The following is a 23,798-nucleotide window of genomic DNA, read 5'->3' as shown; positions in this document are numbered from 1 at the left end:
ACGCGCATCCATTTCTACATGACAACTCTTGCTCTTGAGGCAGAAGCAGCCCGGCGCTTCCAGGCTTTTCTTGCGTCGCTGCCTTCCGCCTCGGCAACGCGCATCCACGTGCTGTGCGACTCGGACTGCGACGGGCTGCCCGCAGGAGCCTTGCTGGTGCGTGCTCTTGGGCTTGCCGGCTATCCGCACGTCACCATCGAGCCCAAGCGCAAGGGCGAGTCCGCGTGGAGCCCGGAGGTGATCGAGCGGCTCAAGGCGCGCAACCCGGAGGCGTTGTTCGTGCTGGACCTTGGCAGTCGCGCGGACGCGCTGCTGCCAGGCGTACCCACCTTGTTGATCGACCACCACCTGCCCGGCGGAACGCCGCCCGGCTCAGAGCTGATCACGGGTTATGGCACCGAGCCCACACCGACCACGGGCCTGCTCGTGTACTGGTGCCTACGCGTGCTCATTGCAGAAGAGCAGCGAAAAGCATTGCTTTGGCTCGCCGCGCTGAGCATCCTGAGCGATCTCGGCGACAAGGCTCCCTTTGCCGAACTGGCCGAGGCGCGCACCCTCTGGCCGACCGGGCCCATGCGCGACGCGGTGTCGCTGCTGAACGCACCGCGTCGCACCGCAAACGCCGACGCAACCGAGGCGTTGCAGACCCTGCTGATTGCAGTGAATCCGAAGCAGATCAGCAAGGGTGAGCTTCCGCAATCCACCGCGTTGCTCGCCGCGAAAGAAGAGGTAGCGGTGGCGCTAGCCGCCGCGAAGAAGGCGGCGCCCAAGTTCAGCCGCAAGTATCGCGAAACGCTTGGTGCCGACCTCGTGGCATTGCGCATGGACACCCCTTGCCAGGTGCACCCGCTGGTGGCCCAGACCTGGCGGGGCCGCTTTCGCGACAGCATCGTGATGGGCGTGAACTTCGGCTTCCGCCCGGGGTACGTGCACTTTTCCGCGCGTGGTCCCAAGGGCGTGAACGTGATCCAGTTTCTGCGGGCACACGCTCCTGCCGGGGCCGACCAGGGCTACGGCAATGGGCACGACCAGGCAAGTGGTGGCGCGGTACCGGTGGCCTCGTGGAATGCGTTTGCCGAGGACCTCGGCTTTGGCCCGGAGCTGCAGTTGGCCTCCCCTGACCCAGCCGCCTGAAAGAGACGCATCTAACCGGATACTGACATGGCGAAAAAAGCAGCAACACCGCAGGGGCCTTCCCCTGCCTCAAAGCCGAAACCAACTAAGGCCATTGCAGCGACGAGCAAGAGCGCGCCGGCCAAAGCCGTCCGCAACGTGAGCGCCCTCCCCCCTGCGATCGCAACAACCAAAGCGGGCGCTAAAAAACAGGCGCCGCTCGCTGCGAAGAAGTCTGCAGCCAGGAACAAATCGGCCGTGAAGGCGCCAGGCAAGAAGGAGCTTGCGGCGGCTGACCTGGCTCGTCGCCTTGCCGACCCGCTGTTCCCCTGCGCCGCCTTGGAAGCGATGCCACCCGTGCAGTGGCCGGCAGCGGCGATGCGGCTGGGCTTCGCCGTGAAGGTGATGGGGCAGCAGGGTCTCAAAAGCAACGACACGCGTCGCTGGCAACAGGACCCGCACCTGCGTGTATCGCTCGGTTACCTGTGCGAGATCTTCAGCTATCTGCGCAAGCAGAAGATCCACATGTATCGCATGAGCTCCGACATGGCGCCCTACGTCACGCACCCGGACATGCCGCAGTTTCACTCCATGCTGCGCGACTCCGCTGCGGACCTGGAGCATGTGGGCAGGCTGGCGCGCGAAGCAGATATCCGGTTGTCGTTTCACCCGTCGCAATTCATCGTGCTGAACAGCGAAAACGAAGACCTGACGCAGCGCAGCATGCGCGACCTGGAATGGCAGGCCGACATGCTTGATCGCATGGGCTGCGGACCGGAAGCGCGCATGGTGATCCACGTAGGCGGTGCCTACGGCGACCGAACCAGCGGCTGCGCGCGCTGGATCCAAACCTGGAAGCGGCTGAGCGAGCCGGTGCGACGCAGGCTCGTGCTGGAGAACGACGACATCCGCTACAGCGCTGCGGATGTGCTGCATATTCACGAGCACACCGGCGTCGCGTTGATCTTCGACTATCAACATTTCTGGTGCTTCAACCCGGAGAAGCTCGAACTGCTGCCGACCGTTGAGCGCATGCTTGCATCGTGGCCCGCGGGTGAGCGGCCCAAGATGCATCTCTCCTGCGCACGCACGGAGATGCGCGAGATCAAGCGCAAGAATCGCAAGACGGGCGCAGCTGAAACCGTGCTGCAGCCACCTATCTGGACCGGCCACGCGGACTACAACAATCCCTTCGAGACCATCACGTTCCTGCGCTCCATTGCGCACCTTGACACGGACATCATGCTCGAGGCCAAGGCGAAGGATCTTGCGTTGCTGCGCCTCCGCAGTGACATCGCCCGGTATGCGCCGGACCTGATGAGCCGCTACGGAATCGAAGCAGCGGAAGCTTCGGTGCCTGTGCAGGAGTTGGTCCATGAGGAGGACGCGGAAGAGCAGGCAACGGAGTCGTTGTAGGCAGTGCTCAGTGCCTGTGAGCCTGCAATGTACGAGTGATCGCGACAGATCAACGGATCGGCAGGCACGGGTGAGGATCCTGTGCACTCGGGTTCGAGCGCACAGGATCCTCGGGCTTACAGGGGAAGCACAGCGGCAATGCGGTGAAGCAACGCCGACTGCGCGACTGACAGCTTTATCGGCTCGCCTGCGCACAACATGAGTGCGGCGCGCGAAAAAAAGCAACGCCGGTATACTGATCCCCTGAAAACTTCAGCAAGGGGCCTTCACTGCATGCGTTTGAGCTGTCTGCGTTTTTTGTGCGGTTTTGCCGTAGTGTTCGCGGGCAGCGTGTGTGCGCAGGCGCAGACGGCTGCGTTCAACTCGCTCGTGGATCGCTTCTACCAGGCGGCGATGCTGTATGAGCCCACGCAGGCTACCGCATTCGGTATCCACGCCTATGACAGCAACCTGGAGGACTGGAGCCCGGCGACGATCCGCTCCGAGATCCAGGGCATCACCTACTTCCTGAAGAAGTTCGACGCGTTCCCCGCCAACAGTCTTGACCAGTCGACGCAGGGCGACCTCGAGATGATGCGCAATCACCTGCGCTCGCGCCTGCTTGACTTCCAGACGATTCGCATGTGGCAGCGGAATCCGGACCTGTACTCGAGTGGAATCACCTCTTCGGCCTTCTCGCTGATCGAGCGCAACTTCGCCCCGCCTGAAGAGCGCATGCGCAACCTGATCGCCCGCGAACAGCAGATGCCCAAGGTGCTGGCCGAAGCAAAGGGCAACCTCGATAACCCGCCGCAGATCTACACGGAGATTGCGCTCGAGCAGATCGCCGGCGATGTGTCGTTCTTTCAGAACGATGTGCCGGCGGCGTTCACCAATGTGAAAAGCCGCTTACTGCAGGCAGAGTTTGCCCGCTCCAACGCGGCTGTGATCGCTGCGCTCAATGACTACGCGCAATGGATGAAGGCCGACCTGCTGCCGCGCTCGCACGGCGACTTTCGCTTTGGCGCCGATACCTTCGCGAAGAAGCTGCAGTATGACGAGATGGTGACCACGCCTGCGCCCGAGCTGCTCGCGATCGCCATGAGCGATCTGCACAGGAACCAGGCCGAGTTCAAGAAGGTCGCGGCGCGGGTCGATCGCACCAGGCGCCCCAGCGAAGTGCTGGCGGAGCTGGCAGCCGACCATGTCGCCCCCGACCAGCTGCTCGAGGATTTCCACGCACAGTTTGCCGGGCTGACTGCTTTCATTCGAGACCGGCACATCATCACTATCCCGTCAGACGTAGAGCCTGTACTCGAGGAGACGCCGCCGTTTATGCGCGCCACCACGCAGGCGTCCATGGATCCGCCGGGGCCATTTGAAGCCCACTCCAAGACCGCATACTTCAACGTGACGCTGCCGGACAAGAGCTGGACGCCGGAGCGGACTGCGGCATACATGGCAGCCTTCAACGTCGGCACGGTCACAAGCACCGCGGTGCACGAGGCCTACCCGGGACACTACGTGCAGTTTCTGTGGGTCAACACGGCCGGGTTGAGCAAGGTGCGCAAGCTGGTCACGGCCAACACCAACGTGGAGGGCTGGGCGCACTACTGCGAGCAGATGATGCTCGACGCAGGCTATGGCCAGCCGGGTACCGGCGCGAAGACCACGCGCGACGCCAACCTCATCCGCCTGGGGCAGCTGCAGGATGCGCTGCTGCGCGATGCCCGCTTCGTGGTGGCCATCCAGATGCACACCGGGGATATGTCGATGGCCCAGGCGACTGACTTTTTCGTGAAGCAGGGGTACCAGTCCCGACCCATAGCCGAGGTGGAAGTGAAGCGCGGTACATCCGATGCAACGTATCTGTACTACACTTTGGGCAAGCTCATGATTCAGAAGCTTAAGTCCGACATGATGCAGAAAGAGGGCAAATCGTTCTCTCTGCAGGGCTTTCACGATGCATTCATGAAGCAGGGCGGCGCACCGCTCCCGATTGTCCGACAGGCCTTGTTGGGGGATAATTCACCGAGTCTGTAGGCTTTCTGTCAAGACACTACCGTTCAGCTCTTCTAAGCTGAGGTCTGGCACAATAGCGAGAGTGTGTGCACGACTGTGAGAAGGGAACACCATACAGCACATGAAGCAGAAGGTACGCAAAGCAGTTTTTCCCGCAGCCGGTCTCGGCACTCGTTTTCTTCCCGCCACCAAGGCCGTCCCCAAGGAGATGCTCGCCCTGGTGGACAAACCTATCATCCAGTACGGCGTTGAAGAAGCAATCGCGGCAGGCATTGAAGAGATCATCATTGTCACGTCGCGCGGCAAGAGCGCGATCGAGGACCATTTCGACACCAGCTTCGAGCTGGAAGCAAGCCTCGAAAAGAAGGGCAAGACCGCGCTTCTCGAGATTGCGCGCTACTGCGCCAGCATGGCCAAGATCGCGTACGTGCGGCAGAGCGAAGCGCGCGGGTTGGGCCACGCCGTATTGATGGCAAAAGAGTTGGTGGGGGATGAGCCGTTCGCCGTGTTGCTGCCCGATGATGTGATCGCGGGAACCGTACCCTGTATCAAGCAGATGGTGGAAGCGTATGAGGATGTGCAGAGTTCAATCATCGCGACCCAGATCGTTGATGGTCCTGCCATCTCCGCCTATGGTGTGCTCGACGGCAAAGCGGTAGAAGGCAAGCCGAAGCTGTTCGATGTGAGCGGCATGGTGGAAAAGCCGAAGCTCGAAGACGCGCCGTCCAAGAATGCGATTATCGGCCGCTATATCCTGACGCCGGCGATCTTCGACAAGATTGAGAACCTCACGCCTGGCGCAGGCGGCGAGTTGCAGCTTACCGATGCGATCAAGGGGCTGCTCGAAACCGAAAAGGTGTACGGCTTCTCCTTCGAGGGCATTCGTCATGACGCGGGCGACAAGCTCGGCATGCTGCAGGCGATGGTTGACTTTGCACTGAAGCGCGACGATGTTGGTCCGGGCTTCCGTGACTACCTGAAGTCGCTCTCGCTGTAGTTGCAACGCGATTGCAGCAGTAAGTAGAAAAACGCCCGGCGCATGCGCCGGGCGTTTCTTTTTCCATCAGAGCTACTTCTTCAGCGTCTTCATGTCGATCACGAAGCGGTACTTCACGTCGGCCTTGACCACGCGCTCGTAGGCTTCGTTGATTTGGTCCATGGAGATGATCTCGATGTCAGACACGATGTTGTGCTCCGCGCAGTAGTCCAGCATCTCCTGCGTTTCCCGCATGCCGCCGATGCCGGAGCCGGCCAGCGAGCGACGGTTGGCAAGAAGGCTGAACGCGGCGACCGGTGCCGGCTCCTCGGGAATACCCACCAGGCACATCGTGCCATTCCGCTTGAGCAGGCCGAGGTATGCATTCAGATCGTGCGATGCCGACACCGTGTCGAGGATGAAGTCGAACGTGCCCTTGTGCTTCGCCATCTGCGCTTCGTCCTTGGAGTTGACGACTTCGTCGGCTCCAAGACGCTTGGCGTCTTCTGCCTTGCTCAGCGAGGTGGTGAACTGCACCACGTGCGCGCCAAAGGAGTGCGCGAACTTGAGCCCGAGGTGACCCAGGCCACCAAGGCCGACAACACCAACCTTCTGGCCCGCCTTGACGCCCCAGTGACGCAGCGGCGAGTACGTAGTGATACCGGCGCAGAGCAGCGGCGCCACGGCCGCTGGATCGAGCTTCGGCGAGATCGTGTGCACGAAGTACTCGTTGGTGACGATCACGTTGGAGTAGCCGCCGTACGTCGGCGTGCCGTCGTATTCCTTGCCGTTGTAGGTCTCGACCGCGCCCTTGAGGCAGTACTGCTCATCGTGCGCCTTGCAGTTTTCGCACTCGCGACAGCTGTCCACGATCACGCCGACCGCAGCCGCATCGCCTACCTTAAACTTTGTAACCTCGGCGCCAATTGCGCTGACTTTGCCGACAATCTCATGGCCCGGGACCATGGGGTACTTGGAATTCTTCCACTCGTTGCGCGCCTGGTGAATGTCCGAGTGGCAGACACCGCAGAACTCGATCTCAACCACAACATCATGGGGACCTGGCTCCCGGCGTTCAAACGAAAAAGGTGCGAGCGGCGTGTTCGATTCCTGGGCTGCGTAGCCGTAGGCCTGTGACATGTGTGTTGATCTCCAGAGATAGTCTGTGTGTTCGATGCAGGGAGAGGCGCATGAGTCGCTGCTGCGGCGCTCTGTCCTTATTTGACGGCGAACTCGCTGCGCTTGCGGCTGTAACCGAAGTAGATCAACAACCCGATCCCGAGCCAGACAAAGAAGCGCAGCCAGGTCATGATCGGCAGCCCGGCCATCAGAAGGGTGCAGAAAAGGATGGACAGTACCGGCAGCACCGGGCCACCCGGGCACCGGAACGAACGGTGGCGGCCAGGATCCTTGTAGCGCAGGATCAGAACGCCCACCGACACCAGCACAAACGCAAACAGGGTGCCGATGTTGGAAAGGTCAGCAAAGGTGCCGATATCGAGCAGCCCGGCCGGAAGCCCCACCACCAGCCCCGCCACCCAGGTCGATACCACGGGCGTGCGATACCGCGGGTGGATCTTGGAGAAGACCGCGGGCAGCAGGCGGTCGCGCGACATAGCAAACCAGACGCGGGCCTGCCCGATCTGGAAGACCAGGATCGACGACACCATGCCCAGGATGGCGCCGACCAGCACCGCAAGGCGAACCCAATGCAGCAGGGGGCTTCCGGTGGTGAGAGCGAGCTTCTTCAGGGTATTCACGACAGGCGCCGCGTCGTCGATCAGGCGATCCCAGCGAATCAGCCCTGTGAGCACCACGGCCACGCCGATGTAGAGGATGGTGCAGATGATCAGGGTGGCGATGATCCCGATGGGCACATCTTTTTGCGGGTTCTTGCATTCCTCGGCCGCGGTGGAAACCGAGTCGAAGCCGATATACGTGAAGAAGATGATGGAGCCGCCAGTGAGCACGCCTGACCATCCGTTCGGGACGAAGGGGTGCCAGTTGCCGGGGTGGATGAAGCTCGCGCCGGCGATCACAAAAACCAGGATGGCCGCAATCTTCAGCAGCACCATGGCATTGTTGGTGCTTGCCGACTCGCGGATGCCGCGGACAAGCACCACGGTGAGCAGCATCACGATCAGGAAGGCAGGCACATTGAAGCCGAGGTGCCAGCCGGGGCCGTACAGTGTGTGCCCTGCGAGATCGGTCAGGCCGGTTGGCAGGTAGGCCGGCGAGATCCACTGCAGTGAAGGGTGGATCCCAAGCCAGTCCAGCAGGTCGACCACGTGCGCGGCAAAGCCGACTGAAACCGCCATGTTCGAGAAGGCGTATTCCAGGATGAGGTCCCAGCCGATAATCCACGCCACCAGCTCGCCCATGGTGGCGTAGGTGTAGGTGTACGCAGACCCCGCGATGGGGATCATGGAAGCCAGCTCGGCATAACAGAGGCCGGTGAAGCAGCACACGATCGCCACCAGCACGAGCGAAAGCGCCAGCGCTGGACCCGCGCCGGGGCGGCCAAGCAGCGCCGTGTGGTGCACCAGGTAGTCAGCGACCGGCGTGTTCAGGATCGACGTGGTGTCGAACTTCTCACCGGCGATCGCGGTGCCAATGACCGTAAAGATGCCAGAGCCGATCACCGCCCCGATACCGAGGGACGTGAGCGACACCGGGCCGAGCGTCTTCCGGAGCGAGCGTTCCGGCTCCTCAGACTGCGCAATCAGCTTGTCGATGGACTTGGTGGCGAACAGTTGACTCGGCAGCGGCGTAGCTCCGGCAGGCAAGTGGAGTAGGAGTCGGGCCCTGAACTGTTGCACAGCACGGACCCATGAGGGTGGAACCGTGCTGTGCCGATGCTCTGGTTAGCGCTTGCCGGTGCCGCGCGTCAGCTTCTTGGGCTTCTTCTTGTTGGAGCCGCGGGGGGCGGTGCGGGGGGCCTTCGGAGCTGCCTTCTTGCGTGCGGCGCGCTTGATCGCCTTGCGCTCTTCTACGCTTTCAATCTTGGTCGTGTTTGCCATGGGTTCTCTCTCAATCTGGGAGCAGCCTGCCAAGCAGGCGAAATAGTACGCTCTTATTGGTTTTACTACAGAAGCGGGACGAGCCCCAGCGGGAAGTGCCAGGCTGCTCGCGACCCAAAGCAGTGTGTGGTGCAACTTCGACACAGGTTTGACTACGCCGTTGCACGCGTTGGTTCGGTTCCTGCCAGGCTAGAGACGCTCCAGCTTGGCAAACTTCTCCACCAGCTTCTTGACGCCGTGCTGCGTGAAGCTCACGGTCAGCTTGGCTTCTTCGCCGTCGCCCTCGCGTCGAACCACCTGTCCCTCTCCGTACTTGGGGTGTCGCACCCGCTGGCCAGTCTTGAAACCCGTCGCGCCGGTCTGCGCATCGACCTCGAGCTTGGGCCGCGTTCCCGTCGCGCCGCCTCGCGCGCCAAAGAACGAGGCAATGTTGTCGAGCGAGTTTGCGGGCTTGCCTGAGGTCGTCATGCTCGAGCCCCGGCGAGGCACGCCGCCTGCCCCGGCAGGCTTGTACGACTGGTCTTCGTCTTCGTAGGAGTAATGCCGTTCGCCATCCCCATCGCTTTTCTTCGCTCCGCCGTACCGTGAGCCATTGCCATAGCCGGACCCATAGCCCGAGCCATACCCGCCTCCGTAGCTTTGCGATCGTGCTGCGGCGCCGCCGCCCACGTCCTCGATCAGATGCGCGGGCACCTCTTCAAGAAAGCGCGAAGGGATGCTGGCCTCCGGCATGTCATTGCCGTACCTCCGGCGGTAGCGGGCACGCGTCAGCACCAGAGCATCCATCGCGCGGGTCATGCCGACATAGCAGAGACGCCGTTCCTCTTCCATCTGCGCCGGGTCGTTGATTGAACGCGAATGCGGAAACAGGTTTTCCTCCATGCCGGTCAGCAGCACCACCGGGAACTCCAGTCCCTTGGCGGCATGCAGCGTCATCAGGGTCACGCGCGCGTCCGGGTTGATCTTGTCCGTGTCGCTCACCAGCGCCGCATGGTCCAGGAAGTCGGAGAGCGTTTCGCCGCGCTGCTCAGCGTCCTGCGCGGCGTTGGCGAGTTCCTTGAGGTTCTCAATGCGCGAGAACGACTCCGGCGTGCCTTCTTCTTCCAGCGCACGGATGTAGCCGGAACGATCGTTGACGAAGCGAATCAACTCCGGCAGTGTTGCCGGATCACCCGGCTTGCGGAAGGCCGCGGCCGTTTCCTCCTCACGCTGCTGGCGAGCGGCGTTGGCCGTGGTGGCAGCAGATGGCGCAACGCGCTTGCCCCCGGGTTTGCGCTTCGGTGCCACGTCATCGGCGAACGGGTTGAAACTGGCGGCATCGACCGGCGGCGCAGCTTCAGTCAAGGAGGCAGCGGGCGCCACGGCAAAGGCAGACGGGTCGAAGCCTGCATCGTCGTCCCCGGCAAAGCTGGCGGGGTCAAACGCGGCATCGCCCTCGGCGCTCGCATCCGTGTCTGCAGCCGTGTCCATGCCAAGCGCCAGCATGCCCTGGTCGGCATCGCCAAAGGCGAAGCTGGTGTCATCGCCGGCATGCAGCGTCACGTCCAGGTCGGTCGGCATGTCGTCGCGGGTGTCCGCGGTATGGCCGCTGCTCAGGGCCAGCGTGGCGTCGACATCGGTCGTCTCGCCGGCCAGGTCCCCGGCAAGCTTCTCGGCGAAATCGGGCGCCAGCAGCGCGCGCGCGTCTTCCACCATGCGACGAAAGTTGTCGAGCGCGATCAGCGCGCGCGATGGCAGCAGGCGGTTCTTGAGCGCGTGGCCGATTGCTGTATATGTGCTTGTGCCGGTCTCAATAGCGAGCCGCTCCAGCGTATCAAGCGTAGTGCGGCCAATGCCGCGCGCCGGCGTGTTGATCACGCGCTGCAATGCGATGGAGTCGTGCGGGTTCTGTACCAGCTTCAGATACGAAAGCACGTCCTTGATCTCGGCCCGCTCGTAGAACGAGAAGCCGCCGACCATGGTGTACGAGATGCCGTACCGCCGCAGCGCTTCTTCCACCAGCCGCGACTGCGAGTTGGTGCGGTACAGCACGGCAGCGCGCGGCTGCTCCACGCTTTCGCCCGCCTGCCGCAGGTACTTGTTGATGTAGTCCGCGATAAACAGCGCTTCGTTTTCGCCGTCAGGCGCTTCGTAGTAGCCGATCTTGGCGCCGCCCTCGCGCGCGGTCCAAAGGTCTTTGCCCTTGCGCTGCGCATTGCGCGCCACCACGGCACCGGCGGCCTCAAGAATCACGCTGGTGGAGCGATAGTTCTGCTCCAGGCGGATAGTCCGCACGCCCGGAAAGTCCTTTTCGAACTCCAGGATGTTCTTGATGTCCGCGCCGCGCCAGGAGTAGATGCTCTGGTCCTCATCGCCCACGACGCACACGTTGTGCGCTGGCCCGGCCAGCAGTTTCATCAGTTCATACTGCGGACGGTTCGTGTCCTGGTACTCGTCAATCAGCAGGTAGCGATAGCGGCGGTTGTAGCGCTCGCGGGTTTCGCTGCTGGCCTTGAGCAGGTGCACGGCTTCGAGCAGCAGGTCATCGAAGTCAAGCGCGTTGTTCTTGCGCAGCTCCTTGCGGTATGCCTCGAACACGTGCGCCACGCGCTCACTCTGCTGATCGGCCGACTGCAGGTAAAACTCCTGCGGGTCGAGCATGTGGTTCTTGGCCCATGAGATCTTGCCCATCACCGTGCGCGGGGTGAGCTGCTTGTCATCCATGCCCATGCGCCGCATGATGGCCTTGACCACCTGCTGCTGATCGCTGTCGTCGTAGATGGCAAAGGTGCGGGTCAACCCGCCCTGCTCGCCGGGCGTGCGCAAAGCTTCAATGTCGCGGCGCAGCATGCGCACGCAGAACGAGTGAAACGTCGCGAGCAGGGGCTTGGCGAGCGTGGTGCTGCCCATCAGCTTCTCTACGCGCTCGGCCATCTCCTTGGCTGCCTTGTTGGTAAAGGTGACGGCCATGATGGCATCCGGCGCGACCCCTCGCTCCTCAATCAGGTAGGCGATGCGGTGCGTAATGACGCGGGTTTTGCCCGAGCCGGCGCCGGCCAGCAGCAGCACCGGGCCATCCACGGCCTGCACGCCTTCTGCCTGCTGCGGGTTCATATTCTGGAGTAAACGGCTCATAGGGGGTCAGTTTCGATGATAAATCTTCGAGAGTCTGTCAGCCCTGCGGCACCCCGCCAAACCGCACTGCCTCCACAGCCGCTTCCTGCAAGGGAGGTGGGCTCCTCACAATGAATTCGATGTTCCCGGCCAACCGGAGCATCGCGCATTCGCTAAGCTGGGAACATGAGACAGAACGTAAAGCTCACCGTTTGTGTCTTTTGCGCCTCCAGCGACGGCTACTATCCGCCTTATCGCGAAGTTGCGGTTGCTTTCGGAAGGCAGCTGGCTGCACAGGGTTGGGGGCTCATGTACGGAGGCGCCTCCGTGGGATTGATGGGCGCCGTGGCCGATGCTGCCCTCGCCGGTGGTGCGCCGGTGTGCGGGGTGTTGCCGGCCGTTCTGGAAGATAGGGAAGTGGCGCACACCGGCCTGACGGAGCTCCACTTTGTGCCCACCATGCACGCGCGCAAGGCCATGATGGCAGAACGGGCGCATGCGTTCGTATGCCTCCCGGGCGGCTTCGGAACGCTGGACGAGCTGTTCGAGATCCTGAGCTGGGCGCAACTCGGCATCCACAGCAAGCTCATAGTGCTGATCAACCCGGAAGCGTTTTTCGATGGACTGATCACATTCCTGTGGCAGTGTGTGACTGCTGGTTTTCTGCGCGCTGAGAATCTCGCCCTGTTGCACGTGGTGCCTTCTGTTGACGAGGCAATCCACCTGTTGGAGCGCCTGGTGCCGGCAGGGCTGCCGCCCGCGCCGCTTCAGCACCAGCCCGCAATCTAGAAGCCTCTTTCGGCGCACTCCCCACCCTGCTGCAAGGCGGGGAGCGCCGTTTCACTCGGCTAGTGGATCAGCGCCCCGGTGCGGCTGCCCCGGGCGCCATGGCCCGCCACTTGCGTGTAAGCTCGTCGTCGGCCAGCGCCTTGATGAACAGGCCGCCCACCACGGAACGGGCCTGGAAGCCTTCCTTGAGCCCGGATACCGTGTCGTACCAGTCAGTCATTGGTACGCGGCTCTGCGTGGTATCGGCCCAGTGCACCATCGGCCCGGTGAACTTCTGAAAGTCGGCCAGGTTGCCGGCCATGGTCGCCGACCACAACTCCCAGTCCAGCTTGGTGTAGGTCTTGCGGCTGTCGAGCGGCACACCGTCCGGGTGCATCTGGGTCAGGTAGAAGCGCACCTCGTGCTCGCGCAGGGTTTCCGGGAACAGGTGCAGGCCGAGTAGCTGGTCCCACACGAGGTTGTACTTCTGGCTCCACGAGCCCTGTTTGTCAAAGGCCAGCTTGGACGGATCGCCCGCCATCTGCTGCCACTGTGCGGCCATCTTCTCCGCGGTTGCGCGGTAGTGGGCGGCCACGTCCGCGTGTCCCAGGCGCTTCGCCATGTCGGCGTACGCACCCAGCGCATCGATCGCCTTGATGGACAGGTTGGCATTGTGTGCAAGGTGACCGGCAAAGTCATCGGTGGAGAGCTGGTTCGCGGGGTCAAGGCCAGCCTCGGTCAGGTAATCCGCCCACCTGGTCAGCAGAGGCCAGTACTTTTCAGCCACGTGCGCATTGCCCTGCGCCTGGGCAAGCGCATCGGCCAGGATCAGCAGGTCGCCTGACTCCTCGACCGGCATCTGGTCGTCTTCCGTTTCCTCGCCGCCGCCATAATCCTGTCCGTTGGCAAGGGGCCAGCGACCCAGGTCATGCGGCGCGAACGGGAACCGCCAGCGGGGCAGCGTGGCATAGCGCAGCACGGGCTCCACCTGCGCTTCCAGCAGCGCCGGGTTGAAGAACAGGAAGATCGGCGCCGAAGGGTACAGCACGTCTACCGTGCCGATGTCTCCGTTGGAGAAGTTTTCCTTGGCGAAAAGCAGGGGTGTTCCATTGCTGTCGGCGGTGAGGGCGTGCGCCGCAAGCGACTCGCGGTAGGCCAGGGTGGCAAGGTAGGCGTAGTCTTCGCCGCCAGCCTTTGCGAGGTCCTGGTGCAGCTGGCTGTCGTAGGCGCGGCCACGCGCTTCGAGCTCGGAATACTGCTGCTCGGCTTCGTCGAGCATGGAGGCCACGCTCTTGCCGTCACGCTGCCAATAAGGCCGCAGGCGCTGATTCAGGTACTCGAGAGCGAAGCCCTCGGTGTAGCCCACCAGTACGTGCTGCGACACCGGCGCGGCGCCCACCGAGCCAAGGTGTAATACGGTGGACAGGTGCGCGGCGCCATCCCGCGGGGTCGCCGGCATCTCCATGCTGTCTGCCGTGGGCAACGTGCCCCTGGCTGCAAATGTTTCCACCGTGTGCAGTGCTTCTACCGTATCGGCGTGCTCGCCACGCGGCACCGCCAGGTGGAAGTAGCCCCAGTCGATCCTGAGGTCGTCGCCGCGCTTGCCCAGCACCTGCTGGTCGCGCGAACCGGTGTTGAGAACCGCCAAACTGTTCGTCTCGGAGCGGCCCCAGGTCGAAGCCTCCATGTCATCGTTGACCGCAATCACCGGGTCCACGTCGAACAGCACATCCACGGAATGCTGGGCGCCATCAAGCGACTTGGCGGTCCACGTGAGGTAGCTCACCGGCCTCGAAAGCAGCGCCATGTCCTGCGGAAACGCCGGCGTGAAGAAGGCAAGATGCAGCTCGATGCCCGATCCCTGGAACACGTAGTCGGTATGCGTCGCGTCTACCTGGACCGAACTCTGCGGGAGCGCCGGCACATCGTCTTCCGCCCCACCCATGATGCGGTATGGGTGCCCGTCGATGCGCACCATGCTGGTGAGCGGCTGCCGTGAGCCGGTCCAGTGCCGCGTGGCGCTGTCGGTGAGCTTGTCGCTGTCGGACCAGATGGAGAAGTAGGGATTGTGCGTGACCAGCGGCACGGCCGGCGGGCGGTGCTGCTGGGGCGGCTGTTGCGCGAACAGGGCGTTTGAAAACGCCAGGGAAGCGGCGAGCAGGAAGCAGGGCTGAGCAAAACTCTTCATTGGGGCACCATTCTACGGAAGAGTGCTGCTGGTTGGGGAGTCGCAGTTACCGGCCGGCCCGGTGGGCGGGGCCGACGCCTGTGGCCCTGCAGCGAATGCCCGTCGCTGCCTGCTCCTTGCAGCTTCCGGCCACGCTGTTGCTGTGGCCGTGGCCGAGGAGTGCCGTCAGGCCGTAGCGGCCGCCTTGCACTCCGCGCACTGGCAGTGCCGGCGCAGGTAATCCCAGGAGTAGATCCCGCTGGTATGGCCATCGTTCCAGTTGAACGAGATCGCGTAGCGCCCCACCTGCTGCGCGCTGTCGGGCCGCACGGGGTCCTTGTACAACGGCAGCAGCGAGGCAGGCTCCGGGCGGGCAACACCCACCGGGCGACCCTCTTTCTCGCGCTCGTCGTGGCAGGTTGCGCAGGGGCAGGCCGTGCGCAGCCACGCAAATGTCCAATGACTTGCATGCCCGTCGCGCCAGTCGATCTGCATGCCGGTGCCTTCGGTCTTCATCACACGCACCTTGACCGGCTCTGTTGCTTCACGCGGCAGCGGCGCGTGTGCGGCGTCGGCACGTTTTGCCTGCTCTTCCGAGACCAGGCGAAAACCTTCATGACTCATCGGGAAACACCCCTCCATTCAGGCTAACAGCGGCTACAGGCCACCATTGCGCCAGAAGAAATAGCCGGCCATGGCGAAACCCAGGATCGTGACCACCGTCCGCATAATGCGCGCATCGAGCCGGCGCGCCGTGCGGCCGCCCACGTAGCCGCCGATGGCGCCCGTGACCATCATCAGCAGGCAGTGCTGCCACAGCACCTGCCCTTCGAAGATGAACAGCAGCACCGCGACGCCGTTCGCAATGGTGGTCGTCACCACCTTGAGCGCGTTGATCTGGTTGACGTTTTCGATGCCGAACAGCGCCAGCAGCGACATCATCAGGAAGCCCGCGCCCGCGCCGAAGTAGCCGATATAGAGCGTGACCACTGCCGTGCCCAGCACCAGCGGCAGCAGCATGGGCCGTACCGCCTTCTCCGGTGCGTCGGGCATGCGCTTACCACGGGACCGTGCCTGCAGCCAGCGCGAGATCGGCGTGGACACAGCAAACAGCGTGGCCGCGACCAGCAGGAGCCACGGCACCAGGTGCAGAAACGTCGACTGCCCGGTATGCAGCAGGATGATGCCGCCGCCGACTCCGCCTACCGCCGCGGCCGCGCCGAGCGGCAGGAGAAGGTGCCGGTTGGTCGCAAGATCGCGCCAGTACGCGGCGATGGAGGTGAACTGCCCGGGCCACAGCGCCACGGTGTTGGTGGCGTTGGCCTGGATCGGAGGCACGCCCATGTTGAGGAGCGCCGGGAACGACAGAAACGAACCGCCGCCGGCCACCGCGTTGAGCAGCCCTGCGATCAGCGAGGCACAGCACAGCCAGATCGTTCGGCCATTGAGGGAGACGTGTGCGGAAAGGTGCGCCGGGATCGACTCCAGCAGGTCAGCAGTGAAGATCATCTCCTTGCTAGATTCCCCGGGAACCCCAAACGATGCGGCAACGCGGGTGTCGGACGCCCCCGCTACGCGCGCAGGGCAGGAGTCGCCGCCATCAGGGCCCGGGTGTACGCATGCGCGGGAGCGCCGGTCACCTGGGCGGCCGTGCCCAGCTCCAGCAGCTTGCCGCCGCGCAGCACTGCGATCTGGGTTGCGAGATAGCGCACCAGCGGCATGGAGTGCGTGATGAACAGGTAGGTCAGCGCAAACTCGCGCTGCAACTGCTGCAGGAGGTTGACGACCTGCGCGCCCACGCTCACGTCCAGCGCCGAAACCGGCTCATCCAGCACCAGCACCTCGGGCCGCAGCGCCAGGGCACGGGCAATATTGATTCGCTGCCGCTGTCCGCCTGAGAACTCGTGCGGATAGCGATCCAGCGCGGAAGCGTCGAGCCCCACGCGGCCCAGCAGGTCCGATGTGGCCGTGCGCAATGCTGGCTTGCTGCGCGCGATGTCGTCCTTGTGGATCACGAACGGTTCAGCCAGGATCTCGTGTACGCGCATGCGCGGGTTCAGCGCGGCATAAGGGTCCTGGAACACGGGCTGCATGCGTCGGCGCAGCCTGCGCATCTCGCTGCTGCCCGCTCCTGCGAGCGCAACCCCGTCGAAGGTGACCGAGCCACCGCTGGGCGGAACCAGGCCCAGTACCATGCGGGCAATCGTGCTTTTGCCCGAACCGGACTCGCCCACCAGCCCCAGCGTCTCGCCGCGGCGCAGGGTGAACGACACATCGTCCACCACCAGCGCCTCGCCGTTTTCGCCGGGACCCGTGCGGGGATAGCTCTTGCTGAGGTGGGCTGCCTCGATCATCGCCGTCATTCGTCCAGCCTAGCAGCCCGGCCGCGCCGTTAACTCATGGCCGCCGCCATTGGCTGGTCCATCTGCTGTGGCTGGTGCGAGGCCTGTTGGTCCATCGGGAGGTGGTGGAAGCGCGCCGGCACGCCGATCTCGAATCCACTGGCGGCAGGCGAAGTCCAGCGGGCGGGGCGTCGCGGCTGCACCTGCATTGCCGCCGCAGGCCGTGGCGACGGACGGAACATCTGCCGTAGCCGGTTGCGCAGGATCAGCGATGGTTTCTCCACCAGGAAGAAGCTCGCGCAGGCGGCTGCGGCCAGAAAGGCCAGGGCGCCCATGCTCGTGAGCAGGTTGGTGGCATAGCGTGTCGCCAGCGTCTGCCACAGGTAGATGCTGTAGCTCATGACGCCCAGCGTAGTCACAGCCTTGTGATTGCTCAGGCGGCCCAGCAGGTGTTGCTCGTTGCGGCTCAGCCACAGGATCAGGAAGGCCGCGCCGACAGAATCAAGCGTATAGCCGACGGTGAAGTTCCAGGCGCCGCCATAGCGTGCAAACAGCGTGGGCGACACCACGAAGAGCACCACGGGCGCCATCCAGAAGGCGCGTTCGGCACGCTGGTACAACCGCTCGAATCGCGGCTTGCCCGCAACCGAGGCCACCAGGCACCCGGCCAGCAGCGCATCCATGCGTGCCGGCAGCAGCAGGCTTTCGCGATTGTGCAGCCAGTGCCAGTGCAACAGGAAGCCGCCCACGCGCAGTACGGGAGCGAGCACCATCAGGGCGATGCAGGCTGCCGGAAGTCCGCGCCGGTTGATCCGCATGACCCCAACCAGCAGCAGCGGCCACAGCAGGTAGAACTGTTCCTCGATCGCGAGCGACCAAGTGTGCTCAAGCATCCAGGTGCCGTCGCCGCACATGTTGTGGTAGAAGAACACGACGCTCAAGATCACGTGGCGACCCACCGGGTCGCCGGTGATCCTGCCGATGGCCACCACGCACAGCAGGTAGGCCAGCAGCGGCGGCAAAATGCGCATCGACCGGCGATAGTAAAAGTCAAGAATCCTGACCTGGCCTGTGCGCGCATGTTCGCGCAGAAGCAGCGCCGTGACCAGAAAGCCACTCAATACAAAGAACAGGTTGACCCCGTCCTGCCCGTGAAAGATCCCGTAGAGCAGGGATGCGTGGGTACGCTGTGCCATGTGAAGCCCGATCACAAGAATGATGGCCAGCGCGCGGACTCCATCCAGTCCGGAAATACGATGCATGCGGCGCGCCTCCAACGCTTTCTGGAAGCTAACATCGCTTATTCACTTGTCTGTAAGTACACAGGTAACTCATCCATGCCTGCCGGCTTGCGCGCTGGCGAGTATTGGCGCAAAGGTGTAAGTCGTTGCTAAGTATGGCTACAAGGTGCCTGTGACGCCGGCCTCCAGGCAGCTGGATGACCCGCATGCTTTCGCCACAAGGGCCGGCACAGTGCTGCACCCGCATCGGAGAGCATCCCCTGGCAGATCACCGAACCTGCTTAGATGTATTTCGAGATGAGACACCCGTCGCGATGCGGCAGAATTTACCACTTCGGTCGTAGGTGACGGGAAATGCTGGTTTCAGAGCACTGCGCGATGAACGGGCATCGCGCAGTGCCACTTACACATCGAGGTGAGGGTGTTTTTTCTCGAAACCTGTCGCCTGTTGATATGCCCGTGCAAGCAGCAACGCCCTGGCATCCTGATAGTGCCCGGCTAAAAATGTCAGGCTCACCGGCGTGCCCGGACCCCCGATGGAATCGTCCTCGCCGGTGTCCACGCGCGGTCCTTGCGGCGCATCGTCGCCGCGAAGGCCATTGGGCACAATCACTGCCGGGTGGCCGGACAGATTGGTCGCCAGCAACTGCTCGCCGCCGCTGGGCGCGACGATCACATCCACTGTTTCAAATAGCCTGGAGAGTTGTGCAATCACGAGCGTGCGCGCCCGGTTTGCCTGGATGTACTCAACGGCGGGATAGAAGCGCGCGACCCGGAAGCTGTTCGGCCAGTCGTACGGCCCCTGCGCCGTGAGGAGCTTGTCTCTGCCCGTCATCGTCAGGTCATCAAACGCAGCCGCTGCTTCGGCGGTGAGCAGCGGCAGCATGGCTTCATACGGCAGCTTCGGCAACTCCACCGGAACCAGGTGCACACCCATGCTGCGAAGCTTCGCTAATGCTGCCACGTCGTAAGTGTGATCGTAGCGGCGCCGTGCGTCTGCCGCGCTGCGTTCGGCGGTGCGTCGTGCCGCGGCCTTCTGCTCCTGTTCCGTGAGTGGTGCGCTGGCTTCCTTGCCGCCCTGTTCATCCGGCGTGGCTTTTGGTTCGGCAAATGCACTTTCCAGGTAGCCCACGCGCAGGCTGCGCCAGTCCTGCTCCGCGTTCCACACAAACGCGGCAGGCTGCACTGACTGATCTTTCTGGTCGGGCCCGTAGATCGCCGACAGGACCACGGCACAATCCTCCACGCCGCGACAGATCGGCCCCAGCTTGTCCATGCTCCAGCTCAGGGCCATGGCGCCGGTGCGCGGCACAAAACCGAAGGTGGGTCGCAGGCCGGTGACGCCGCAGCGCGTGGACGGCGAAGAGATGGAGCCAAGCGTCTCCGAGCCGATCGAGAACGCGACACATCCGGCGGCCGTGGCAGAGGCTGGCCCCGCCGACGAGCCGCTGGAGCCCTGCTTCGGGTTCCAGGGATTGCGGGTGCGGCCGCCAAACCAGACATCGCCCATGGCCAGCGCGCCGAGCGTAAGCTTGGCGATCAGCACCGCGCCGGCAGCATCGAGCCGCTGTACCACGGTGGCGTCCTCGTCGATCTGCTGGTGCTCAAAGCCGCCGGCGCCCCAGGTGGTGGGGTAGCCCTTCACGGCGAGCAGGTCCTTGGCACCCCAGGGCAGCCCGTGCAGCGGCCCCCGATAGTGGCCCTTCGCAAGGTCCGCATCCGCTTCGCGTGCCTGGTTCAGCGCCCGCTCTTCGCAAAGCGTCACCACGAATCGCAGCAGCGGGTCGTAGCGCCGCAATCGGTCGAGATACATCTCGGTGAGCGCAACCGAGGTGACTTTTTTGCGGCGCACAAGGTCGGCCAGCTCAAGCACGGGCAGGAACGCCAGCTCTTCCAGCTTTGCCGGTGCTGCCGCTTCGCCTGTGACCCTGCTGAAACGCGCAGGCTGCCGATCGGTATGGAGCGATGCGCCAGGCGGCAGCGGGTGGAACACCAGCGCCGGTGCCACGGAGTTCGGCAGGTGCAGCGCACGGATCTCGCCGTAGGAGTCACGCTGGCTGTTCAAACCCTCCAGCATCAGCTGCCGCTGCTCGGGGGCAATCGTGACCCCGGCCAGCGCCGCGGCTGCTTCAAGCATTTCCGGCGTCACGGGGCGCAGCTTCGGCTCGGTCTCGCCTGCTGCGGCCGGTTCGGCGGCCAGGGCATACAGCGCGCCGGGAAACAGTCCCGAGGTGACACCGATGCCAAGGCTGCTGGCAATCGAAAGGAACGCGCGACGATCAAGGGGCATAGTGGGCGAAGCTCCAGGCTGGATTGCGGAACTCCGAGTATCCCATGCGTAGGCTGGAGCGCTCCGCAAAAGTCACAGGGCTCGCCGGGCTATTCGGTGGGCAGCGTGTACTCCAGCGTGTAGCGATGCTGTTTCTCAATGATGGTGACGGTGAGCTCGCCGGCAAGGCCCGTGAGTGCGCCGGTACCCGAACCCGGAACTACCCGCACCTGCATGTGCTGCCCGGTGCGATCCATCGTGGCGAAATGCTGCAGCATGAACCCGCCGCTGTGCCCGTCCAGGGTGCCGGTGACCTGCTCCATGGCGACGTAGCCGGCCTCACCGAGGCTGGGGTCGCCCGCAGACAGGAACACGCCGTGCGCCGTCGCCTCCAGGCTGCCGCGGTACTGCTTGTTCATCGACATGCGCGAGATCCCAGCCAGCGCCGGCTCGGCCACAGGCTGCATTTTGACCTCGAAGGTTCCCTCGGCGTGGTGGCTCATGGCTGCTCCTTTGGGCTCTTGTGTACTCGTGTGGGTGCCGGATGCGGTGGACTGCGGATGCATCATCGACCGGCCGGTGCTGCACATGGCAACCGGGCAGATGACGGCGATTACCAGCAGAACGAGTATGCAGGGATGCCGCCTTCGGAGCGTCCATTTTGTCTGCCGTGTGTGTCTGGTCTGTCCGCTCTGTCTGGTCACTCGAGAAAGTCTCCGCCGCATGCTTTCGCCGCGCGCGCACCCGACGCTCGGCGGATTCTCCGCCAAAGCAGTGATGCAGCCTCACCCGGCTTGCGGCTATCTTAAGCGGCAGCGTGCCATGCGCACAGCAGAAGAAGTGGCCAACCCGAGATGCGCCGCGCTCACTCCGGCGTTTCGACGTTGTCCACGGTGGCTGTGCCGGTAGGGCAAAGCGGCAGGAGCGGGCACGCTGCACAGTGCCGCTGCCAGTCGTTGCTGGTGCAGCGAATCTGCCCATGCAGCTTGAGCAGGTCATGCATGGCGGTCAGGCGCGCGGGCGGCCAGCGTGCTTCCGGCAGCAGCGACAGCAGTTTCTGCTCGGTCTCGGCAGCCGTGGCGCTGCGGCCCACAAAACCAAGCCGCTGCGCGATCCGGTGGTGATGTCCATCGACCGCAAGCGCGCGCAGGCGCAGGGCGGAGTGGTTGACCACTGCGGCGGATCCACGCGCACCAACACCCTCAAAGCTTTCCAGCCACCGGCGGATCCGCTCCACAGGCTGCCCCGCAAAAAAATCGAGCGACAGGGCGCCGCCAGTCTGCCGGGTAATGCGCCGGAGCGCAGCCTGCAAGGCGGGCGCTTTCTTTTCGGAGAAGGTCACGGGTGCAAGCAGGGTCAGCACCGCCTGCTCCGGGGCATCGCGCAGGCGGGTCCAGTTACCCAGCGCGGCTGCGTAGCGCAACTCCAGCTCTGCCAGCACCGCGAGCGACACCTCGGTACGGGTGCGCGCCGAGATCAGCACGAAGATCAGCTCTTTCAGCGGATCCCAGAAGTTGCGAGGGCGCGGCGGTCCATCGCGGGCCAGCAGGCGCTCCTCGATCGAGGCGAGCTTTTCCTCGCCGGCATCGCGCTCCTCGGCGGCCGCGGCTTCTTCTTCCTGGGAAAACAGGGGCAGGGTCACCATGGCTAGGACGCATGCCGCGCGCCACACGATGGCTCGTCCCGACGGAGCAGCAGGCGTTCCATCACAAGGACTCGCAACTAGTCCAGGAGCTCGGCCTTTCCACTAGGGATGCGCAGGGTCTTGAGCGGCCGGAGCTCGGCGATCGGTTCACGGATCGTGCTCACCGCCTTGAACTCGCAGCGCAGCTCATCGGGCGTGATCGCAAGCAGCGCATAGCCATGCGTCGAGGAGTCCCAGAACTTGATGTGCGGATTAAGCGTACGGATCAGCGGGGACAGCAGGTCGTGCGGAATGTGGAAGCCTTTGGCAGGCACCGGCGCGCCCGGCAGGTGCACCTCCGAACGAATCTCCTCTTCGAAGTTGGCCGAGGTCAGCGAGCCGACCATGAGCTCGACGCCCACGGCGTGCCCGAACGGGTTGTCGAAATTGGACTTGAGGTAGCCGGCAAGGAAGGTGTGAAGGTCGCCGGTCAGCGCAACCAGGTTCTGGACGCCCGCGTCGCCGATCGTCTGCAGCAGGTGTTGCCGCTCTTTCGGATAACCGTCCCACTGGTCGAGGTTCACGTACAGGGCCGTGGCCTTGAGCTGCATGAGCATGACCTCGTTGGCCCACAGCTTCCAGGTCGCGCCGGAGCCGGTGACCTGCTCCAGGAACCACGCGCGCTGCACTGTGCCGAGCATCGTGCGCGCGGGGTCATGCAGCGCCTCGCAGCCCAGCGTGAAGTAGCGCTCGCCGTACTCGTTTGCACCGCACGGCGGCCCGTCGCGGTACAGCCGCTCGTCGGTGATTACCAAATCTGCCAGCCGGCCAAAGGCAAGCTTGCGATACACCTGGATCGACTCCTCCCAGCCCTTTGCCGGGTCGAACGTGACCGCGGCCAGCCCATACTCGCTCCAGGCCTGGTTGGCGGCCTGTCGCAGCGCGGGCTGCGGCGTCGCAGCGGTACTGGGCGCAGCGTTGGCGTCGGGATGAAAATCCTGGTGGCAGTCGTTGGCAAACTCGTGATCGTCCCACAGCTGGATATAGGCGAAGCGCTCATGCATGGCCTGTTGATGCGGGTCGCCGCGGTACACCTGGTACAGGTGCCGGTAATCGCCCACGTCGACCGGGATCGTGGTGCTCCCGCTTGGGAACGGCGGCACGCGGCGGGCAGGGTTGTTCTGGAACTCGGACGAAGAGATGGTCTCGTAGATGTAGTCGCCCAGGTGCAGCACGTAGTCGACCTGTTCGCCGGCAAGGTGCGCGAGCGCGGTGTAGTAGCCGGCGCCAAAGTCCTGGCACACCACAAGGCCGAGCGTTATCCGGGATACCTCGGCGTCCGCGGCAGGCAGCGTTTTGAAGTGGCCGGTGCGGCTGGCTATGCCGTTGTACACGAAGCGATAGAAATAGCCGGTATAGGACGCGAGTGCCGCATGCTCGATCGGCAGCTTCACCGTGTGGTCACGTGCGGCCTCAAGGGAAGCAGTGCCAGCGGTCACGATCGTGCCGGGCGCAAACGTCGCATCGCGGCTGATCTGCCAGGCGACCAGCGAGGGGTTCTCGCCACCCTGCCGGGTTGGATCGACACGGCACCACAGCACGATGCCGTGCGGCTGCGGATCGCCCGATGCGACGCTCTGCGGAAACGTCGCGGACTGCTCAGCCGCTGTGCGGGCGGAGTCGACGGCAAAGAAGGCGGCATCCTGGAACGGCGAGTTTGCGGGTGGGATTGGCGGATCGGGCGCTGTGCGCATGCGGATGTGGCTCC

The 23,798-nt window shown here is 63.9% G+C and carries 18 protein-coding genes; 5 read left to right on the top strand and 13 right to left on the bottom strand.

What is annotated here, in order from left to right; genetic code table 11:
- The first annotated feature begins 18 nt into the window (after positions 1-18).
- The 4 genes from D1Y84_RS06650 to galU all read left to right on the top strand — a co-directional run bounded on the left by D1Y84_RS06650 (position 19) and on the right by galU (position 5,527).
- Positions 19-1,134 (top strand): DHH family phosphoesterase, encoded by a 1,116-nt coding sequence (locus D1Y84_RS06650; protein WP_124847819.1) that lies wholly within the window; start codon positions 19-21, stop codon positions 1,132-1,134.
- A 237-nt stretch (positions 1,135-1,371) separates the two neighbouring features.
- Positions 1,372-2,529 carry a UV DNA damage repair endonuclease UvsE gene (gene uvsE / locus D1Y84_RS06645; RefSeq protein WP_199726369.1) on the top strand — a complete coding sequence of 386 codons (1,158 nt, stop codon included), beginning with the start codon at positions 1,372-1,374 and terminating at the stop codon, positions 2,527-2,529.
- A 273-nt stretch (positions 2,530-2,802) separates the two neighbouring features.
- Positions 2,803-4,551 carry a DUF885 domain-containing protein gene (locus D1Y84_RS06640; RefSeq protein ID WP_124847817.1) on the top strand — a complete coding sequence of 583 codons (1,749 nt, stop codon included), beginning with the start codon at positions 2,803-2,805 and terminating at the stop codon, positions 4,549-4,551.
- Positions 4,552-4,651: 100 nt separating this feature from the next.
- A complete protein-coding gene (galU, locus tag D1Y84_RS06635; RefSeq protein WP_124847816.1) occupies positions 4,652-5,527 on the top strand; it encodes a UTP--glucose-1-phosphate uridylyltransferase GalU in 876 nt (291 codons plus the stop codon).
- A 72-nt stretch (positions 5,528-5,599) separates the two neighbouring features.
- Here galU and D1Y84_RS06630 read toward each other — a convergent pair whose 3' ends face one another.
- The 4 genes from D1Y84_RS06630 to D1Y84_RS06620 all read right to left on the bottom strand — a co-directional run bounded on the left by D1Y84_RS06630 (position 5,600) and on the right by D1Y84_RS06620 (position 11,640).
- Positions 5,600-6,646, bottom strand: a complete 1,047-nt coding sequence (locus tag D1Y84_RS06630; protein ID WP_124847815.1) for an NAD(P)-dependent alcohol dehydrogenase — start codon at positions 6,644-6,646, stop codon at positions 5,600-5,602.
- A 77-nt stretch (positions 6,647-6,723) separates the two neighbouring features.
- Positions 6,724-8,292, bottom strand: coding sequence for an amino acid permease (locus D1Y84_RS06625; RefSeq protein WP_124847814.1), 1,569 nt, complete (start codon positions 8,290-8,292; stop codon positions 6,724-6,726).
- A 78-nt stretch (positions 8,293-8,370) separates the two neighbouring features.
- Complete coding sequence (locus D1Y84_RS18115) at positions 8,371-8,526, bottom strand: hypothetical protein (protein WP_199726368.1); 156 nt, start codon at positions 8,524-8,526, stop codon at positions 8,371-8,373.
- A 189-nt stretch (positions 8,527-8,715) separates the two neighbouring features.
- Positions 8,716-11,640: an ATP-dependent helicase gene (locus D1Y84_RS06620; RefSeq protein ID WP_124847813.1), complete on the bottom strand. Its 2,925-nt coding sequence runs from the start codon at positions 11,638-11,640 to the stop codon at positions 8,716-8,718.
- A 165-nt stretch (positions 11,641-11,805) separates the two neighbouring features.
- On the opposite strand from D1Y84_RS06620, the gene D1Y84_RS06615 reads away from it, so the two are divergent.
- On the top strand, positions 11,806-12,408 hold the full coding sequence (locus tag D1Y84_RS06615; RefSeq protein ID WP_124847812.1) for a TIGR00730 family Rossman fold protein: 603 nt from the start codon (positions 11,806-11,808) through the stop codon (positions 12,406-12,408).
- A gap of 67 nt (positions 12,409-12,475) precedes the next feature.
- Here D1Y84_RS06615 and D1Y84_RS06610 read toward each other — a convergent pair whose 3' ends face one another.
- The 9 genes from D1Y84_RS06610 to D1Y84_RS06570 form a co-directional block, all read right to left on the bottom strand.
- Entirely contained in the window at positions 12,476-14,575 is a 2,100-nt protein-coding gene (locus tag D1Y84_RS06610) for a glutaminase family protein (protein WP_124847811.1), read from the bottom strand.
- Between the two features lie 165 nt (positions 14,576-14,740).
- On the bottom strand, positions 14,741-15,178 hold the full coding sequence (locus D1Y84_RS06605; RefSeq protein WP_124847810.1) for a DUF971 domain-containing protein: 438 nt from the start codon (positions 15,176-15,178) through the stop codon (positions 14,741-14,743).
- A gap of 33 nt (positions 15,179-15,211) precedes the next feature.
- Positions 15,212-16,063, bottom strand: coding sequence for a sulfite exporter TauE/SafE family protein (locus tag D1Y84_RS06600; RefSeq protein ID WP_124847809.1), 852 nt, complete (start codon positions 16,061-16,063; stop codon positions 15,212-15,214).
- Positions 16,064-16,125: 62 nt separating this feature from the next.
- Positions 16,126-16,908, bottom strand: a complete 783-nt coding sequence (locus D1Y84_RS06595) for an ATP-binding cassette domain-containing protein (protein WP_233581198.1) — start codon at positions 16,906-16,908, stop codon at positions 16,126-16,128.
- 38 nt (positions 16,909-16,946) lie between these two features.
- The gene (locus D1Y84_RS06590) at positions 16,947-18,158 is read right to left on the bottom strand and encodes an acyltransferase (protein ID WP_124847807.1); all 1,212 of its coding nucleotides are present in this window, start codon (positions 18,156-18,158) and stop codon (positions 16,947-16,949) included.
- A gap of 382 nt (positions 18,159-18,540) precedes the next feature.
- Complete coding sequence (locus tag D1Y84_RS06585) at positions 18,541-20,427, bottom strand: amidase (RefSeq protein ID WP_124847806.1); 1,887 nt, start codon at positions 20,425-20,427, stop codon at positions 18,541-18,543.
- 89 nt (positions 20,428-20,516) lie between these two features.
- Entirely contained in the window at positions 20,517-20,909 is a 393-nt protein-coding gene (locus tag D1Y84_RS06580) for a DUF3224 domain-containing protein (protein ID WP_124847805.1), read from the bottom strand.
- Positions 20,910-21,271: 362 nt separating this feature from the next.
- Positions 21,272-22,051 carry an endonuclease III gene (gene nth, locus D1Y84_RS06575; protein WP_124847804.1) on the bottom strand — a complete coding sequence of 260 codons (780 nt, stop codon included), beginning with the start codon at positions 22,049-22,051 and terminating at the stop codon, positions 21,272-21,274.
- Between the two features lie 77 nt (positions 22,052-22,128).
- Entirely contained in the window at positions 22,129-23,784 is a 1,656-nt protein-coding gene (locus tag D1Y84_RS06570) for an alkaline phosphatase (RefSeq protein WP_158615353.1), read from the bottom strand.
- Positions 23,785-23,798: the final 14 nt, after the last annotated feature.

Origin of the sequence: Acidipila sp. EB88 (assembly GCF_003858395.1) — a bacterium.
Classification (GTDB): Bacteria; Acidobacteriota; Terriglobia; order Terriglobales; family Acidobacteriaceae; genus EB88.
The sequence above is the reverse complement of the archived record's forward strand: the minus strand, read 5'-3'. Positions and strand labels throughout refer to the sequence as shown.

Excerpts from the sequence above, each read along its gene's own strand:
- D1Y84_RS06650 (WP_124847819.1), top strand. The coding sequence starts at position 19 with ATGACAACTCTTGCTCTTGAGGCAGAAGCAGCCCGGCGCTTCCAGGCT.
- D1Y84_RS06640 (WP_124847817.1), top strand. The coding sequence starts at position 2,803 with ATGCGTTTGAGCTGTCTGCGTTTTTTGTGCGGTTTTGCCGTAGTGTTC.
- galU (WP_124847816.1), top strand. The coding sequence starts at position 4,652 with ATGAAGCAGAAGGTACGCAAAGCAGTTTTTCCCGCAGCCGGTCTCGGC.
- D1Y84_RS06630 (WP_124847815.1), bottom strand. The coding sequence starts at position 6,646 with ATGTCACAGGCCTACGGCTACGCAGCCCAGGAATCGAACACGCCGCTC.
- D1Y84_RS18115 (WP_199726368.1), bottom strand. The coding sequence starts at position 8,526 with ATGGCAAACACGACCAAGATTGAAAGCGTAGAAGAGCGCAAGGCGATC.
- D1Y84_RS06620 (WP_124847813.1), bottom strand. The coding sequence starts at position 11,640 with ATGAGCCGTTTACTCCAGAATATGAACCCGCAGCAGGCAGAAGGCGTG.
- D1Y84_RS06615 (WP_124847812.1), top strand. The coding sequence starts at position 11,806 with ATGAGACAGAACGTAAAGCTCACCGTTTGTGTCTTTTGCGCCTCCAGC.
- D1Y84_RS06610 (WP_124847811.1), bottom strand. The coding sequence starts at position 14,575 with ATGAAGAGTTTTGCTCAGCCCTGCTTCCTGCTCGCCGCTTCCCTGGCG.
- D1Y84_RS06605 (WP_124847810.1), bottom strand. The coding sequence starts at position 15,178 with ATGAGTCATGAAGGTTTTCGCCTGGTCTCGGAAGAGCAGGCAAAACGT.
- D1Y84_RS06600 (WP_124847809.1), bottom strand. The coding sequence starts at position 16,063 with ATGATCTTCACTGCTGACCTGCTGGAGTCGATCCCGGCGCACCTTTCC.
- D1Y84_RS06595 (WP_233581198.1), bottom strand. The coding sequence starts at position 16,908 with ATGATCGAGGCAGCCCACCTCAGCAAGAGCTATCCCCGCACGGGTCCC.
- D1Y84_RS06590 (WP_124847807.1), bottom strand. The coding sequence starts at position 18,158 with ATGCATCGTATTTCCGGACTGGATGGAGTCCGCGCGCTGGCCATCATT.
- D1Y84_RS06585 (WP_124847806.1), bottom strand. The coding sequence starts at position 20,427 with ATGCCCCTTGATCGTCGCGCGTTCCTTTCGATTGCCAGCAGCCTTGGC.
- D1Y84_RS06580 (WP_124847805.1), bottom strand. The coding sequence starts at position 20,909 with ATGAGCCACCACGCCGAGGGAACCTTCGAGGTCAAAATGCAGCCTGTG.
- nth (WP_124847804.1), bottom strand. The coding sequence starts at position 22,051 with ATGGTGACCCTGCCCCTGTTTTCCCAGGAAGAAGAAGCCGCGGCCGCC.
- D1Y84_RS06570 (WP_158615353.1), bottom strand. The coding sequence starts at position 23,784 with ATGCGCACAGCGCCCGATCCGCCAATCCCACCCGCAAACTCGCCGTTC.